Here is a 14,569-nt window from a genome sequence, read left to right as displayed (position 1 = left end):
TTCGGGCCGCCGCCCGCCCTTCAGCCACCCTCCATCCATCGTGAACGCCACTCTCGCCGCTCCCCGCCACTGGTGGCATGCCAGGTGGCACAACAGCAGTACGCTGGCCAAGGCGCTGGCCATTTCCGTGGCCGTGCACGTGGTGCTGCTGATGGTGCGGGTGGCCGCGCCCGAGGTGTTCGAGATCAAGCGCAGCGATGCCGCGCTGGACGTGGTGCTGGTCAATGCCAAGTCGGCGCAGAAGCCGCGCAACCCGACCGCGCTGGCGCAAGCCAACCTGGACGGCGGCGGCGACCATGACCTGCAGCGCGCCACCACGCCGCTGCCCGCGCAGACCCAGACGCAGGAAGGCGACCTGGTGCGCCAAGTGCAGCGCCGCGTCGAGCAGCTGGAACAGGAGCAGCAACGCCTGCTGACCCAGTCGCGCGAGGCCGCGCCGTCGGTGCGCAACCAGCCGCTCAAGCCCGGCGAGAAGCGCCAGGACACCCCGCAGCGCGGCCAGGACGAGCGCACCTCGACCGACGAGATGGCCAAGCTGGAGGCCGAGATCGGCCGCAACCTGGACCACTACGCCAAGCGGCCCAAGCGTTTCCAGCTGACCGCCACCAGCGCCCAGGCGGTCGACTACGCGCAGTACTACGACCGCCTGCGCCACAAGATCGAGGCGCGCGGCACCACTGACTTCCCGCAACGCAACGGCAAGCCGCTGTATGGCCAGCTGATCCTGGTGATCAACGTCAACCGGCTGGGCAAGCTCGGCTACAACCGCGACGGCTACAACGTCGACGCCATCGACGTGGTCAAGAGCTCGGGCGATCCCGCGCTGGACCGCCAGGCCGTGGCGATCGTGCGCGCGGCCGCGCCGTTCGGCCCCTTTACCGCCGAGATGGCGTCGCGCCAGGACATCCTCGAAGTCATTTCCACTTTCAAGTTTTCGCGCAGCGGGCTGGAAACCCGCTTGCAGGCACGCTGATGACATCCACTGATTCCTCCCAAGCCACTTCCGACCGCTATGTGGTGATCGGCAACCCGGTCGCGCACAGCCGCTCGCCGGCGATCCACGCCGCCTTTGCGCGCCAGACCGGCGAAGCGGTGCAATACGACCGCCTGGAGGCGCCGCTGGACGGGTTTGCCGACACCGTGCGCCAGTTCTTTGCCGAGGGCGGCTACGGCTGCAACGTGACGGTGCCGTTCAAGCTGGAGGCCTATGACCTGGCCGACCGCCTGACCGAGCGCGCCGAGGCCGCCGGTGCGGTCAACACGCTGTGGATCGAAGAGGGCATGATCCATGGCGACAACACCGACGGCATCGGCCTGGTGCGCGATATCCAGGACAACCTCGACACGCTGATCGAAGGCAAGCGCGTGCTGCTGCTGGGCGCCGGCGGCGCTGCGATGGGCGCGATGCTGCCGCTGATCGAATGCCGGCCGTCGCGCATCGTGGTGGCCAACCGCACCGCGTCGCGCGCCAGCGACATGCTGGAAGAATTTGTCGAAGCCGCCGACCAGTACGGCGTGGAACTGTGGGGCGGCGGGCTCGACGCGCTCGACGGGCTGTCCGAGGACGAAGCCGTCGACGTGGTGATCAATGCCTCGTCCAGCAGCCTGCATGGCGAAGTGCCGCCGGTGCCCGAGTTCCTGCTGGGCGAAGGCGTGCTGGCCTACGACATGATGTACGGCGCCGAGCCCACCGTGTTCCTGCAGTTCGCCGCCCGCTGCGGCGCGCGCGTGAGCGACGGCCTGGGCATGCTGGTCGAGCAGGCCGCCGAGGCCTTCTATATCTGGCGTGGCGTGCGGCCCCGCACCGCGCCCGTGCTGGCCGAGCTGCGCGCCGCGCTGCAGGCCGAACGCAAGGGCTGACCGGGGCGCCGCCAGCCGTGGCCAACCGCAACCGCACGGCCAGCGCCGCGCCGGCCCGTGCCGTGTTCAACCCGGTGCGCTGGCTGGGCTATCTGCTCGGCTGCGTGGCGGCGGGCGTGGTGGCGATGCAGCTGTACTTCTTCGTGCAGATCGCCTCGTGGCAGTACATCAACCCGACCACCACCACCTTCATGCGCGCCGAGCGCTGGCGCCTGTGCGGCACCAATGTCTGGAACTGCGGCCTCGACCGGCAATGGGTGCCGTACGACCGCATCTCGCGCAACCTCAAGCGCGCGGTGATCGCCAGCGAGGATGCCGACTTCGTCAACCACCCGGGCTATGAACTCGATGCCATGCTCGATGCGTGGGAGCGCAACAAGAAGCGCGGGCGCATCGTGCGCGGCGGTTCCACCATCACGCAGCAGCTGGCCAAGAACCTGTTCCTGTCGTCCGAGCAGCATTACCTGCGCAAGGGCCAGGAGCTGGCCATCACGTGGATGCTCGAGTTCTGGCTGGACAAGCAGCGCATCTACGAGATCTACCTGAATTCAGTGGAGTGGGGCGAGGGCGTGTTCGGCGCGCAGGCCGCGGCGCAGCACTACTTCCGCACCAGCGCCGACAAGCTCAGCGTGGGCCAGTCCGCGCGCCTGGCCGCGGCGCTGCCGGCGCCCAAGTGCTTCGACAAGAAGGAGTACTGCGCCAACGTGCGCGTGAACTTCCGCGCCAAGGCGGGGATCATCGCGCGGCGGATGGGGGCGGCTACGTTGCCGGACTGACGCCCCTCGGTTTTAGCTGAGCCAGCCCTTGCGGCGGAAATACACCAGCGGAATCGCCGCCGACACCGCCATCAGTGCGATCGCCCACGGATACCCCGCGGCCCAGTCCAGCTCCGGCATGATCTTGAAGTTCATGCCGTAGATACTGGCGATCAGCGTGGGCGGCATCAGCGCCACCGACACCACCGAGAACAGTTTGATGATCTTGTTCTGGTTGATGTTGATGAAACCGACGGTCGCGTCCATCAGGAAGTTGATCTTGTCGAACAGGAACGCGGTGTGGTTCTCGATCGAGTCGATGTCGCGCAGGATCTGGCGGGCCTCGTCCTGCTGCTCGGCCGACAGCAGCTGGCTGCGCATCAGGAAGGACACCGCGCGGCGCGTGTCCATCACGTTGCGGCGGATGCGCCCGTTCAAGTCTTCCTCGCGGGCGATGGTTTCCAGCACGTCGGCCGCGGCGGCATCGGTCACGTTCTCGGCCAGCACGCGGCGGCTCGCTTCTTCGAGCCGCTCGTAGATTTCCTCGATCGAGTCGGCGGAATACTCGGCGTCGGTCGCGTACAGGTCCATCAGCACGTCCTTTGCATTGCGCACCGAGCCCGGGCGCATACGCGCGCGCAGCCGCACCAGCCGGAACACCGGCAGGTCTTCGTCGTGGATGGAGAACAGTACGTCGCGCGTGAGCACGAAAGCCACGCGCACGTTGCGCGATAAGGCCTCTTCCTCGTCCAGCAGGAAGTCGGTGCGGATATGGATATTCTCGTCCTCGCCCTCGAAATATCGCGCGGACGCTTCCAGGTCGCCCAGGTCCTCCAGTTCGGGAAGGGCGACGCCATAGGCTTCCTTGATCCAGTTCAGTTCCTCGTCGTCGGGATTGACGACATCGATCCAGATCGGCTTGTGCTGCAGCAGCTCATTGCGCTCGTCGACCTGCTCCTGGGCAAGCCGGCCTTTCTGCAGGACGAACAGGTTGATCATCCCCGGGATTCCTTATTGCTGATTGCGACGAAAAACAAAGACAAGCGCGAAGACAAGCGCAGGCGGCTCGCCGCATTCCCAGGTAGTCCGTCATGCCCTGCATGGCCTGGCGAGACGCCGCAAGGCGCCCTGCCAGGGCCGGGCCACGGGCAAGCGTGATCGCGCTGTACCGCGGCTGCCGGACGCAACGGACTCGGCGGGCGGTACAAGGCGATGGCGTTTGCCTGGGTTGGCTGGCTAGCCGGGAGAGGGAAAATCCGCACGCGTTGCGGCGCGCATGGATGGCGCCGCCGGTGGCACGGAAAGACACTCGCCCGCAGTTCTGCTGCGGGCGAGGTCGACGAGGCGCGGAGCCGGGTGCTCCGGGCGGGTCGTCGTTACGCAGCCCGCAGTGACATGGCATTCGCAGAGGTCGCAGCGCTGCTGCGGCAACTCGAACACCCGATGCTACTGCCCACGTAATTTCTCCGGGATTGTGATGGCCGCGAGTGTAGCCCAACGGAGGGTGGCTTGTTAAGTGAAATCTCCGCGCAGGCGGGCCGCTGTTGCCCTCTCACGACCCGGGGGCGCCCACCCCGGGGATCAGCCCAGCACGCCCTGCAGCCGGCGCCACAGCAGCGGTGCCAGCATCACCGAGGACAGCGCCAGGAACATCAGCACGATCGCCGCGTAATCCTGCCAGTGCGGCTGCTCGCCCAGCATCCACATGCCCGAGAACACCCCGACCACGGGAATGAACATGATCGACAGGCTCGATACCACCGGCGGCAGGTTGCGTGCCAGCCCGAACCAGACCAGGTGGCAGAAGGCGAAGACCACCACCGCGTTGTAGGCGATGGCGCCCCATTCGATGGCCGTGGGCATGCGCCAGCCGTCTTCCAGCAGCAGCGAGCCGCCCGCCAGGAAGGGCAGGGTCACGGCCAGCATCCAGAACGTCATGGCGCCGATGGGCACGTCGGTCTGGGTGCGCTTCATCAACTGGGTGCCGAAGCCCCAGCCGGCCGCGGCCAGCAGCATCAGCAGCGTGCCGGCCGGGCTGCCGGTCAGCGCGGCGATCTCGCCGGAAAGCAGCAGCACCGTGCCGGCCAGCGCGCAGCCGATGCCCAGCCAGGCCCAGGCGCCAATGCGTTCGCGGAAGAACACCAGGCCCCAGACCACTGCCCAGATCGGCATGGTGTAGCCCAGGATGGCGGCGCGGCCCGAGGACAGCATCTTGACCGCGCAGATCGCAAACAGGTGCCAGATCACCATGTTGGGAATGGCCAGGCGGACCACCGTGCCCCATTCGCGCCGCGGCACGGCCAGCGAATCGCCGCGCAACCGCAGCGCCAGCCCCAGCGCCACCAGCCCGCCCGCCATGCACAGCAGGCGGAAGCCCAGTGCCGGAAAGTGCGCTACGCCTACCTTCATGATGGGCCAGTTGATGCCCCAGGCAAGGGTGAGCACGACAAGCAGGAAGATACCGCGGCGATCGAGAGACATGACGGGACGCGGCTGTGCGTCATGCCGCGCTTTGTTTTGAGAGGAAGCGCAAAACGATAGCACGCAGCGGGTAAAATTGCCGGAAGCGACATATGCTGCAGGGGTGAGAGGTTTTCACGCCGCTGCGGCCAACCGCGCCGGCCGGGCCAATGGGGCGCCGGCGCCACCAGGATATTCCGAGTACCCATGACTTTCACCGAGCAGCTTGCTGCCGCCTGGCAGCGCAACGATTCCCTCCTGTGCGTCGGGCTCGACCCTGACCCGCAGAAGCTGCCGCTGTCCCTGACCGGGGCGGGCGGCGCCATCTTTTCGTTCTGCCGCGAGATCGTTGACGCCACCGCCGACCTGGTCTGTGCCTTCAAGCCGCAGATTGCGTACTTCCACTCGCAGCGCGCCGAAGACCAGCTCGAGCAGCTGATCCACTATATCCACGACGCCCACCCCGGCATCCCGGTGATCCTGGACGCCAAGCGCGGCGACATCGGCTCGACCGCCGAGCACTACGCGCTGGAGGCCTTCGAGCGGTACAGGGCTGACGCGGTCACGGTCAGCCCGTACATGGGCTTCGATTCGATGCAGCCCTACCTGGCCTACCCGAACCGCGGCGTGATCGTGCTGTGCCGGACCTCCAACCCGGGCGGCTCGGACGTGCAGTTCCTGCAGGTCGACGGCAAGCCGCTGTACCAGCTGGTGGCCGAGGCTGCGCGCGAGCGCTGGAACACCACCGGTCAGATGGGCCTGGTGGTCGGCGCGACCTTCCCCAACGAGATCGCGCGCGTGCGCCAGATCGTCGGCGACATGCCGCTGCTGATCCCGGGCATCGGCGCCCAGGGAGGCGACATCGAGGCCACGGTCAAGGCGGGGCGCACCGCGGACGGCACCGGCATGATGATCAACTCGTCGCGCGCCATCCTTTACGCCAGCCGCGAGAAGGATTTTGCGGCGGCGGCGCGCAATGTCGCGCTGCAGACGCGCGAGACCATCAATCGCTATCGCCACGGCTGAGGCCGGGCACAGAAAAAAACCGCGCCGGAGACGGCGCGGTTTTTTTATTGGGCGGAGGTTGCCGGCCGTCGGCTTCAGGCCTCGTTCCGGATCAGCTCCAGCAGCCCCCGCATCGCATGCTCGGCCGCCTGCCGGCGGATCTGGCCGCGGTCGCCGCGAAAGCGCTGGGTCTCGGTATGGGTGGTGATGCGGTTGCTCCAGCCGAAGCAGACCATGCCCACCGGCTTTTCCGGGGTGCCGCCGTTGGGGCCGGCCACGCCGGTGACGGACAACGCTACCTGGGCACGGCTGTTGAGCAGCGCGCCTTCGGCCATGGCGCGCGCCACTTCCTCGCTGACCGCGCCGTGGTCGCGGATCAGCTTGGCGGGCACGCCCAGCATGGTGGACTTGGCCTCATTGGAATAGGTGACGAAGCCGCGCTCGAACCAGCCGGACGAGCCGGATACATCGGTAATGGCGGCAGCCACCAGCCCGCCGGTGCAGGATTCGGCAGTGGCCAGCATCAGGGATTTGTCGGCAAGGGCGACGCCGGCCTGGATGGCGAGCTGGTCGAGCAGGCGGCTGACAGACATGGTGGATACAGGGTAGTTTTGGGGGGGAATCAGCTTGTCATGGCTGGCGATGCGTGGCTCAGAACGAGCGCCACAGCGCAAACACCAGCAGCGTGTAGAAGGCCGCGAAGATGTCGTCGAACATCACGCCAAAGCCGCCGCGCAGGCCCGGGCCCTTTAGCGTGCGGTCATAGTGGCCGATCGGCGCCGGCTTGGCGATGTCGAACAGCCGGAACCACAGGAAGGCGGCAAACTGCCCCCAGAAGCCGGTCGGCATGACAAAGGCCAGCACCAGCCAGAAGGCAACGATCTCGTCCCAGACCATGCTGCCATGGTCGTGCACGCCCATGTCGCGCGCCGTGCGCGCGCACGCCCACAGGCCGACCAGGAAGCCGCCGGCGATGATCCACAGCCAGGTGGTGGGCGCGATCCACAGCGAAATCACCACGAACGACAGCCAGCCGTAGAGCGTGCCGACCGTGCCCGGCCCAACGGGCGACAGGCCCGAGCCGAAGCCGAAGGCGATCAGGTGGGCCGGATGGGCCAGCATGAAGCGCGCGCTCGGGCGCGTGACCTTGACGGTCTGGCCGGCTTCCAGGGTCAGGGCGGGGTCGCGCGGCGCGGCCCCGGGAGGGAAGGTGGACATCAAAGTTGGCTCGTGTGATGCAGTTACTGCTTATGGTTATGGCCGGCTCGCACTGCCATGCCTGCGGGACTCCCGTGCCCGCGCAGCGCGCCGATGCCGGCATCATGACATGCCTGTGTCCCGGTGTCAGGGGGCAGCGAAATGGTCGAAGCTGGCGCCCTCGTACCGGGTCGGGTTGCCGGCACCGTCGACCAGCCGCAGGCCGGGCTCGGGCGTGATCGCGCCGACACGTGTGAGCGGCAGCGCCAGGCGTTCGCTGATCGCCGCAATGGCGTCGCGGTTGCCGGCGGGCGCGGTGAAGCACAGCTCGTAGTCGTCGCCGCCGGCCAGCACGCATTCACGCTGGATCGCGTCCGGCTGGCTGGCCAGCACCGCCGAGCGCGGCAGCGCATCGACGTCGACCAGCGCGCCGACTTGCGAGCGTTCCAGTATATGGCCCAGGTCGCCGACCAGGCCGTCGGAGATGTCGAGTGCGGCATGCGCCACGCCGCGCAGGGCCATGCCCAGTGCCACGCGCGGTGTGGGCGTGTCCATGCGCGGGCGCACCTGGCTGAACTCGGGCTCCGGCAGCAGCCATTCGCCGCGGCAGTCGCCCAGCGCCAGGCGGGCGTCGCCAAGCGTGCCGGAAATCCAGATATCGTCGCCGGGCCGGGCGGCGTCGCGGCGCAGCGCGGCACGCAGGGGCACATCGCCGAATACCGTCAGCGAGAGCGTCAGCGGGCCGCGCGTGGTGTCGCCGCCGACCAGTTCGCAGCCGTGGGCATCGGCCAGCGCCAGCATGCCGTCGGCCAGTCCGGCCAGCCAGGCGGGGTCGGCCTCGGGCAGGGCCAGCGCCAGTGTGAATGCGCGCGGCTCGGCGCCCATGGCGGCCAGGTCGGACAGGTTCACGGCCAGCGCCTTGTGGCCGAGTGCACGCGGCGCCACGTCCGGGAAGAAATGCCGGCCGCTGACCAGCATGTCGGTGCTGATGGCGAGGTGATGGCCGGGGCGGCCCTCGATCAGCGCGCAGTCATCGCCCACGCCGAGCGTGGCCTTGCGCACCGGCCGCGTGAAATAGCGGCGGATCAGGTCGAACTCGGAAAGCTGGGCTGGCTGGGCGTGGGACATCGTCGTCGGGAAGATCCGCCCGGCCGGGTGGACGGGACTCGGAAGGGCTGCGCGTTGCGTGAAGATGATTGGCGATCCGGGGCAATCCCGCGGCGCCGGCGCAGCGCGTCAGGATGGGGTGCGCCCGGTATTTCAGCAAGATACTGCCGCGCACGACAGCCATGACCGCCACGCGGTGCGCCACTTCTGCGGGCAGGCGCTACGCTTGCTGGTAATGCCCCGGAGGATGGGGCATATTGTACCGAATCGCAAAGGTGCCCCAAGCAAAACGCTTATTGTGAAATAGTATTTCACTATATAAAATGCTGGGTTCCAAAGGAAGAGAAGGGCGGGCACGTGGAGCCGGTCCGCCGATCGTCCCCCGCCTCGTCAATGACGGCTCCACCGATTGGAAGATGCGCCGATGACCAGCCCTCAGCAGTCCCCGTCCCAAGACGATCTGAAACAGCAGCAGCGTGAGGCGCTGCGCAAAGCGGCGCTCGAGTATCACGAGTTTCCGACCCCCGGCAAGATCTCCGTCACCCCGACCAAGCCGCTGTCGAACCAGCGCGACCTGGCCCTGGCCTACTCGCCGGGCGTGGCCGCAGCTTGCGAAGAAATCGTTGTCGATCAGGCCAACTCCTTCCGCTACACCGCGCGCGGCAACCTGGTCGCGGTGATCACCAACGGCACCGCCGTGCTGGGCCTGGGCGACATTGGCGCCGCGGCCTCCAAGCCGGTGATGGAAGGCAAGGCTGGCCTGTTCAAGAAGTTTGCCGGTATCGACGTGTTCGATATCGAAGTCGACGAGAAGGACCCGGAGAAGCTGGTCCAGATCATCGCCGCGCTGGAGCCCACCTTCGGCGGCATCAACCTGGAAGACATCAAGGCACCGGAATGCTTCTACGTCGAGCGCAAGCTGCGCGAGAAGATGAAGATCCCCGTCTTCCACGATGACCAGCACGGCACCGCCATCGTGGTGTCCGCGGCCATCATCAACGGCCTGAAGGTGGTCGGCAAGGACATCAAGAATGTCAAGCTGGTGGCCTCGGGCGCCGGCGCGGCCGCGCTGGCCTGCCTGGACCTGCTGGTCGATATCGGCCTGCCCATCGAGAACATCTGGGTGACCGACCTGGCCGGCGTGGTCTACGAAGGCCGTACCGAGCTGATGGACCCGGAAAAGGCGCGCTTCTGCCAGAAGACCGACAAGCGCAAGCTGGCCGAAGTGATCGACGGCGCCGACATCTTCCTCGGCCTGTCCGCCGCCGGCGTGCTCAAGCAGGACATGGTCCAGCGCATGGCCGACAAGCCGCTGGTGCTGGCCCTGGCCAACCCGAACCCGGAAATCGCGCCGGAGCTGGTCAAGGAAGTGCGCCCGGACGCGGTGATGGCCACCGGCCGCACCGACTACCCGAACCAGGTCAACAACGTCCTGTGCTTCCCGTTCATCTTCCGCGGCGCGCTGGACTGCGGTGCCACCACCATCACGCGCGAGATGGAAATCGCCGCGGCCAATGCGCTGGCCGAGCTGGCGCGCCAGGAGCAGAGCGACATCGTTGCCACTGCCTATGGCATCCAGGACCTGTCGTTTGGCCCTGAGTACCTGATTCCGAAGCCGTTCGACCCGCGCCTGATCGTCAAGGTGGCGCCGGCCGTGGCCGAGGCCGCGATGAAGTCCGGCGTGGCCGCCCGTCCGATCGAGGACATGGACGCCTACCGCCTGCAGCTGCAGCAGTTCGTGTACCACTCGGGCACGCTGATGAAGCCGATCTACGCCGCCGCGCGCAAGGTCGAGATGGAGAAGAAGCGCATCGTCTTCGCTGAAGGCGAGCAAGAGCGCGTGCTGCGCGCGGTGCAGGTGATCGTTGACGAAAAGCTGGCCAACCCGATCCTGATCGGCCGCCCGGCCGTGCTGCAGCACCGCATCGAGCGCTTCGGCCTGCGCCTGCGCGCCGGCGTGGACTTCACCGTGGTCAACCCCGAGCACGACGAGCGCTTCCGCGATTATTCCGACGCCTACTACCGCATGATGGCGCGCGAGGGCATCACGCCCGAGTACGCCAAGCTGGAGCTGCGCCGCCGCACCACGCTGATCGGCGCGATGCTGGTCAAGAAGGGCGAGGCCGACGGCATGATCTGCGGCACCGTCAGCAACACCGCGGCGCACCTGCGCTATATCGACCAGGTGCTGGGCGGCACCAACAAGGTCTACGCGGCGATGAACGGCCTGGTGCTGCCGGGCCGCCAGATCTTCCTGGTGGATACGCACGTCAACGTCGACCCGACCGCCGAAGAACTGGCCCAGATCACGCTGATGGCCGCCGAGGAACTGAAGCGCTTCGGCATCGAGCCCAAGATCGCGCTGCTGTCTCATTCGAACTTCGGTTCGTCCGAAGCGCCTTCAGCCCGCAAGATGCGCGAAACCCTCGCCATCCTGCGTGATCGCGCCCCGGACCTGGAGATCGACGGCGAAATGCACGGCGACAGCGCGCTTGACCAGAAGCTGCGCGACCAGCTGGTGCCGGACGGCGCGCTCAAGGGCGAAGCCAACCTGCTGGTGTGCCCGAACATCGACGCTGCCAATATCTCGTACAACCTGCTCAAGGTTGCCGCGGGCAACAACGTCGCGATCGGGCCGATCCTGCTGGGCGTGAAGGCGCCGGTGCACATCCTGACGCCGTCGGCCACGGTGCGCCGCATCGTCAACATGACCTCGCTGGTCGTGGTGGACGCCGCTGCCAAGCGCTAAACCGCTTGGTATCGCCGGTTGCATGGCGGTAGCAGGCCAATGTGACGAAAAGTCGGGTCCGCCCGGCTTTTTTTGTGCCCATATGTGCATGGTTAGTATGCGCACACATACGCTTAACATATTGAAACAATTGAAGAATTACCAGTGCCCCCGGGCCGGGATTGCTTAATTGCGTGCATGCGCGTAACCTTACGCCTTTGATACAGGCGCTCGCCATGAGCGCCCCGGTACGGCCGGCATCCATCGCGCTCCTCTACGGGTGGCGCAGGGCGCTGGCCAGGGTGGCCCGGACAGATAGATCGTCTACCCAACCAGCGGCAGGCTCGATTTCCGGTTCAACCAAGACAAGCAACGTGGGTTTCCAAGTTTCTCTGATGCGGCACGCAACGCGCATGCTGGCCCGGTCCATGACCGGCGCCGCGCTGGTGCTGGCCCTGGCGCAGCCGACACTGGCGCGGCAGGTGCAGACCGAAGGGATGGGAACCATTGCAGTGCAGCAGTTGCCCAACGAAGCACGGCAGACCCTGGAGCGCATCGAAGCCGGCGGCCCGTTCCTGTATGACAAGGACGGATCGAGATTCGGCAACTACGAGCGCATCCTGCCGCAACGTGAACGCGAGTATTACCGCGAATACACGGTCAAGAGCGCCAGGAGCCGGAACCGGGGAGCCAAGCGGATCGTCTGCGGCGGGGAACAACGCGCTGCCAACGATTGTTACTACACGGAAGATCACTACAACAGCTTCAAACGGATACTCAAATGATGACTGACATTTTCGGATTGGGCGACGCCCTTGCCGCCCGCGAAGAGCGCGGCGCCGGAGATGGCTGGCAGCGGGCTCAGCAGCAGGCCCAGAACCTATACGACAACGTGCTGATGATGCCGAGCCAGGAGCTCATGCAAAAACTCCCGCCCGCGACCGCGCCCGTGGCCATGCCCGCCGGTCCCGGTTGGAATGACGGCACCAGCGAGGGGGCCATGAACCTGTTCAAGACGGTGCGTCCGAACATCGTCCAGTCGATCCGCGCCTTCCGCGTGCCTGAGCTGGCCCAGGCGGCCGCCGATCTCGGGCAGCATTTCCTCTATGCCAATTGCGCCCATTGCGCGAGCAAGGCCGAGGTCCTGGAAACCATCGCCACGTCGTTCACCTTCCCGAAGCATTTCGGCAAGAACTTCGACGCGCTGGCTGACTGCCTGACCGACATGATCTACAAGGCCGGCCCGCAGCCGGGCTTTGTGATCGTGCTGGAAGGCCTGCCGATTGCGCAGAAGTTCGACAAGGAAGGGCGCGAGGTGCTGCTCGACGTATTCCGCGACGCTGCTGAATTCTGGGGTGAGCGCAAGGTGCAGTTCCGGGTGTTTTATTCGTTCGCCTGATTGCGCTGGCCTGGCCGTTCCACGGTATAGCAAGCAAAAAGCCCGCATCAGCGGGCTTTTTGCTTTCTGGCCAGGTGCTGGCCTTATTCCTGCGCCGGCAGATGCCCATGCGGCGTGAGCCGGTCGATCAGTTCCGGCAGCCCTTCGCTCAGTTGCGCGGCCACGTCGTCCTGCGACATGCCGGTGGTCTGTGCCAGCGATTCGAGCGCGCCGGTGTCGCCCAGCGCGGTGCTCAGCGCTGACGGCGTGACCGGCTGGTTGGCGCCGCTGCCGATCCACGAGTTCACCTGTTCGCCCAGCCCGGCCTGCGCCAGGATCTGCTGCAGCGCGCCGATGCCGCCGGCGGCCGCACCCAGTGCCTGGCTGTTGGCCGGCGCGCCACCCTGGCCGCCAAGCAGGCCACCGAGCAGCGAGCCAAGATCCAGGCCGCCGGTGGCGCCGCCGGGCGCCGCGCCGGCACCGCCGCCGCCGAGCATGCCGCCGAGCAGCCCGCCGAGGCTGCCCAGGCCACCCAGTCCATCATCGGCCGCCGGCGCATCGCCCGCGCCGCCGCCGGCTTGCCCGCGGCCGCGCATGGCCAGCGTCGCCAGCAGGCCGAGCGCCATCATCAGCTTGGGGTCGAGCCCGCCGCCGGTATCGCCAGCCTCGCCGCGCGCGCCGCCGAGTTGTCCGAGCACACCGCCCAGCACGCTATCGAGTAGTCCCATGGTCGACTCCTTTCAGTCAGGGTTGCAAGGTTGACGCGATGACCGGATGGCCGCCGCCGTCAGAATCCGCCAAGCAAGGCATTAAGGGTTGCCAGGCATGCCAGCCCGGCGGTTTCAGTACGCAGGATGCGGGGGCCGAGCGACACGCCGGTGAAACCCGCTTGCCTTGCCGCCTGCTCTTCCTCGGGCGCCAGGCCGCCTTCGGGGCCGATCAGCAGCGTGACGCCGCCGGTCAGCAAGGCTTCGCGCTGTTCGGCGATGAACGCCGGCAGCGAGTGCGTGGCGCGCGGCGATACCAGCAGCCTGGCACCGCCAGCCGCGGGCTGCGCCAGCCATGTCTCAAAGTTAGCGACCGGCGCAACCTCCGGCAAGCGATTGCGGCCGCATTGCTCGCAGGCGGCCTGCACCAGTGCCTGCCAGTGCGCGTGGCGCTTGTGCGCGCGCTCGCCCGACAGGCGCACCACCGAGCGGCTGGCCTGCAGCGGCTGGATTGCCGTCACGCCCAGTTCGACCGCCTTTTCGATCAGCCAGTCCATCTTGTCGCCGCCGGCCAGGCCCTGCGCCAGCGTGACGCGGAAGGGCGGCTCGGCTTCGGCCGCGTCATGCGCGCCGATGCGCGCCAGCGCGTGGCGCTTGCCCAGCTCGACCAGCGTGGCCGCGTGGCTGCCGCCGCGGCCGTCGAACAGCGTCATGGCGTCGCCCGGCACCAGGCGCAGCACCTGCGCGTGGCGCACCACCGGCTCGGGCAGCGGGAAATCGGACTCGGCGGCCAGGACGGTGTCTGTGCCGCCGACGAAGAAGCGAGGTGCCATCAGCTTGCCTGGCCTGCTGCCTGGTCCAGCGGCTTGCCGAAGCCCCAGCGGTAGCCGTCGGGATCTTCGACCATGCAATAGCGGTCGCCCCAGAACTGGTCGGCCGGCGCCATCAGGCTGACCGCGCCGGCGTCGACCGCGCGCTGGTGCATGGCGTCGACATCGTCGCAATAGACATAGAAGGTCTGCGGGCACTCGACGCCCAGCGAGCGCGGCGTGCGCGCGGTGCTGCCCCAGGCGCCCTCGGGCGCGAACATCACCACCAGCTGGCCCTGGTAATGCATCTCGGCGTGGGTCGGCACACCGTTTTCGTCGACCACGTTGCCGGCGGCAAATCCGAAGGCGCGGCTGTAGAAGTCCAGTGCGGCGCGCCCGTTGGCGACGGTCAGGTAGGGGGTGAGCCAGGGGGTGTTGGCCGGTCTGGTCATGATCGTCTCCTGAGTGCGGGAAACCCGGCGCGGCTGGCGTGCCGCGCGGTGCGAGAGTGCATCTTACGCGTGCCGCGCTACGCTGTCGAAGTGCGGCGCAGCGGTCGGCCG

The 14,569-nt window shown here is 67.3% G+C and carries 15 protein-coding genes; 7 read left to right on the top strand and 8 right to left on the bottom strand.

Annotated features, from left to right (window positions below; all coding sequences use genetic code 11):
• The first annotated feature begins 40 nt into the window (after positions 1–40).
• The 3 genes from AC07UK_RS35355 to mtgA all read left to right on the top strand — a co-directional run bounded on the left by AC07UK_RS35355 (position 41) and on the right by mtgA (position 2,636).
• Positions 41–973, top strand: a complete 933-nt coding sequence (locus tag AC07UK_RS35355; protein WP_436222631.1) for an energy transducer TonB family protein — start codon at positions 41–43, stop codon at positions 971–973.
• On the top strand, positions 973–1,860 hold the full coding sequence (gene aroE, locus AC07UK_RS35350) for a shikimate dehydrogenase (protein ID WP_316151475.1): 888 nt from the start codon (positions 973–975) through the stop codon (positions 1,858–1,860). Before AC07UK_RS35355 ends, aroE begins: the two co-directional genes overlap by 1 nt.
• Before the next feature lie 74 nt (positions 1,861–1,934).
• Positions 1,935–2,636, top strand: a complete 702-nt coding sequence (mtgA, locus tag AC07UK_RS35345) for a monofunctional biosynthetic peptidoglycan transglycosylase (RefSeq protein ID WP_436223108.1) — start codon at positions 1,935–1,937, stop codon at positions 2,634–2,636.
• Positions 2,637–2,648: 12 nt separating this feature from the next.
• Here the strand turns inward: mtgA and corA are convergent, their stop codons facing one another.
• Both corA and AC07UK_RS35335 read right to left on the bottom strand, forming a co-directional pair.
• Positions 2,649–3,614: a magnesium/cobalt transporter CorA gene (corA, locus tag AC07UK_RS35340; protein ID WP_436222630.1), complete on the bottom strand. Its 966-nt coding sequence runs from the start codon at positions 3,612–3,614 to the stop codon at positions 2,649–2,651.
• Between the two features lie 582 nt (positions 3,615–4,196).
• Positions 4,197–5,096, bottom strand: coding sequence for a DMT family transporter (locus tag AC07UK_RS35335; protein WP_436222629.1), 900 nt, complete (start codon positions 5,094–5,096; stop codon positions 4,197–4,199).
• Between the two features lie 186 nt (positions 5,097–5,282).
• On the opposite strand from AC07UK_RS35335, the gene pyrF reads away from it, so the two are divergent.
• Complete coding sequence (pyrF, locus tag AC07UK_RS35330; RefSeq protein WP_436222628.1) at positions 5,283–6,101, top strand: orotidine-5'-phosphate decarboxylase; 819 nt, start codon at positions 5,283–5,285, stop codon at positions 6,099–6,101.
• A gap of 74 nt (positions 6,102–6,175) precedes the next feature.
• Here the strand turns inward: pyrF and AC07UK_RS35325 are convergent, their stop codons facing one another.
• From AC07UK_RS35325 to thiL, 3 genes are all read right to left on the bottom strand, one after another.
• Complete coding sequence (locus AC07UK_RS35325; protein ID WP_013957981.1) at positions 6,176–6,673, bottom strand: CinA family protein; 498 nt, start codon at positions 6,671–6,673, stop codon at positions 6,176–6,178.
• A 58-nt stretch (positions 6,674–6,731) separates the two neighbouring features.
• Entirely contained in the window at positions 6,732–7,298 is a 567-nt protein-coding gene (locus AC07UK_RS35320; RefSeq protein ID WP_013957980.1) for a phosphatidylglycerophosphatase A family protein, read from the bottom strand.
• 126 nt (positions 7,299–7,424) lie between these two features.
• Complete coding sequence (gene thiL, locus AC07UK_RS35315; RefSeq protein ID WP_436222627.1) at positions 7,425–8,405, bottom strand: thiamine-phosphate kinase; 981 nt, start codon at positions 8,403–8,405, stop codon at positions 7,425–7,427.
• A 403-nt stretch (positions 8,406–8,808) separates the two neighbouring features.
• Here thiL and AC07UK_RS35310 point away from each other — a divergent pair, with 403 nt between their 5' ends.
• The 3 genes from AC07UK_RS35310 to AC07UK_RS35300 all read left to right on the top strand — a co-directional run bounded on the left by AC07UK_RS35310 (position 8,809) and on the right by AC07UK_RS35300 (position 12,511).
• A complete protein-coding gene (locus AC07UK_RS35310; protein ID WP_436222626.1) occupies positions 8,809–11,133 on the top strand; it encodes an NADP-dependent malic enzyme in 2,325 nt (774 codons plus the stop codon).
• Positions 11,134–11,525: 392 nt separating this feature from the next.
• Positions 11,526–11,897, top strand: coding sequence for a guanyl-specific ribonuclease (locus AC07UK_RS35305; RefSeq protein ID WP_436223107.1), 372 nt, complete (start codon positions 11,526–11,528; stop codon positions 11,895–11,897).
• Positions 11,894–12,511, top strand: a complete 618-nt coding sequence (locus AC07UK_RS35300; protein ID WP_010813204.1) for a barstar family protein — start codon at positions 11,894–11,896, stop codon at positions 12,509–12,511. Before AC07UK_RS35305 ends, AC07UK_RS35300 begins: the two co-directional genes overlap by 4 nt.
• A gap of 83 nt (positions 12,512–12,594) precedes the next feature.
• On the opposite strand, the gene AC07UK_RS35295 is transcribed toward AC07UK_RS35300, so the two are convergent.
• Genes AC07UK_RS35295 through AC07UK_RS35285 form a run of 3 tightly spaced genes read right to left on the bottom strand, consistent with a single transcriptional unit; the run spans position 12,595 to position 14,458 of the window.
• On the bottom strand, positions 12,595–13,218 hold the full coding sequence (locus AC07UK_RS35295) for a YidB family protein (protein ID WP_436222625.1): 624 nt from the start codon (positions 13,216–13,218) through the stop codon (positions 12,595–12,597).
• 59 nt (positions 13,219–13,277) lie between these two features.
• The gene (locus tag AC07UK_RS35290) at positions 13,278–14,030 is read right to left on the bottom strand and encodes a 16S rRNA (uracil(1498)-N(3))-methyltransferase (RefSeq protein ID WP_494687792.1); all 753 of its coding nucleotides are present in this window, start codon (positions 14,028–14,030) and stop codon (positions 13,278–13,280) included.
• Positions 14,030–14,458, bottom strand: coding sequence for a VOC family protein (locus AC07UK_RS35285; RefSeq protein WP_013957973.1), 429 nt, complete (start codon positions 14,456–14,458; stop codon positions 14,030–14,032). Before AC07UK_RS35285 ends, AC07UK_RS35290 begins: the two co-directional genes overlap by 1 nt.
• Between the last annotated feature and the right edge of the window lie 111 nt (positions 14,459–14,569).

This window comes from Cupriavidus sp. GW821-FHT07C08, assembly GCF_059419025.1.
The sequence above is the reverse complement of the archived record's forward strand: the minus strand, read 5'-3'. Positions and strand labels throughout refer to the sequence as shown.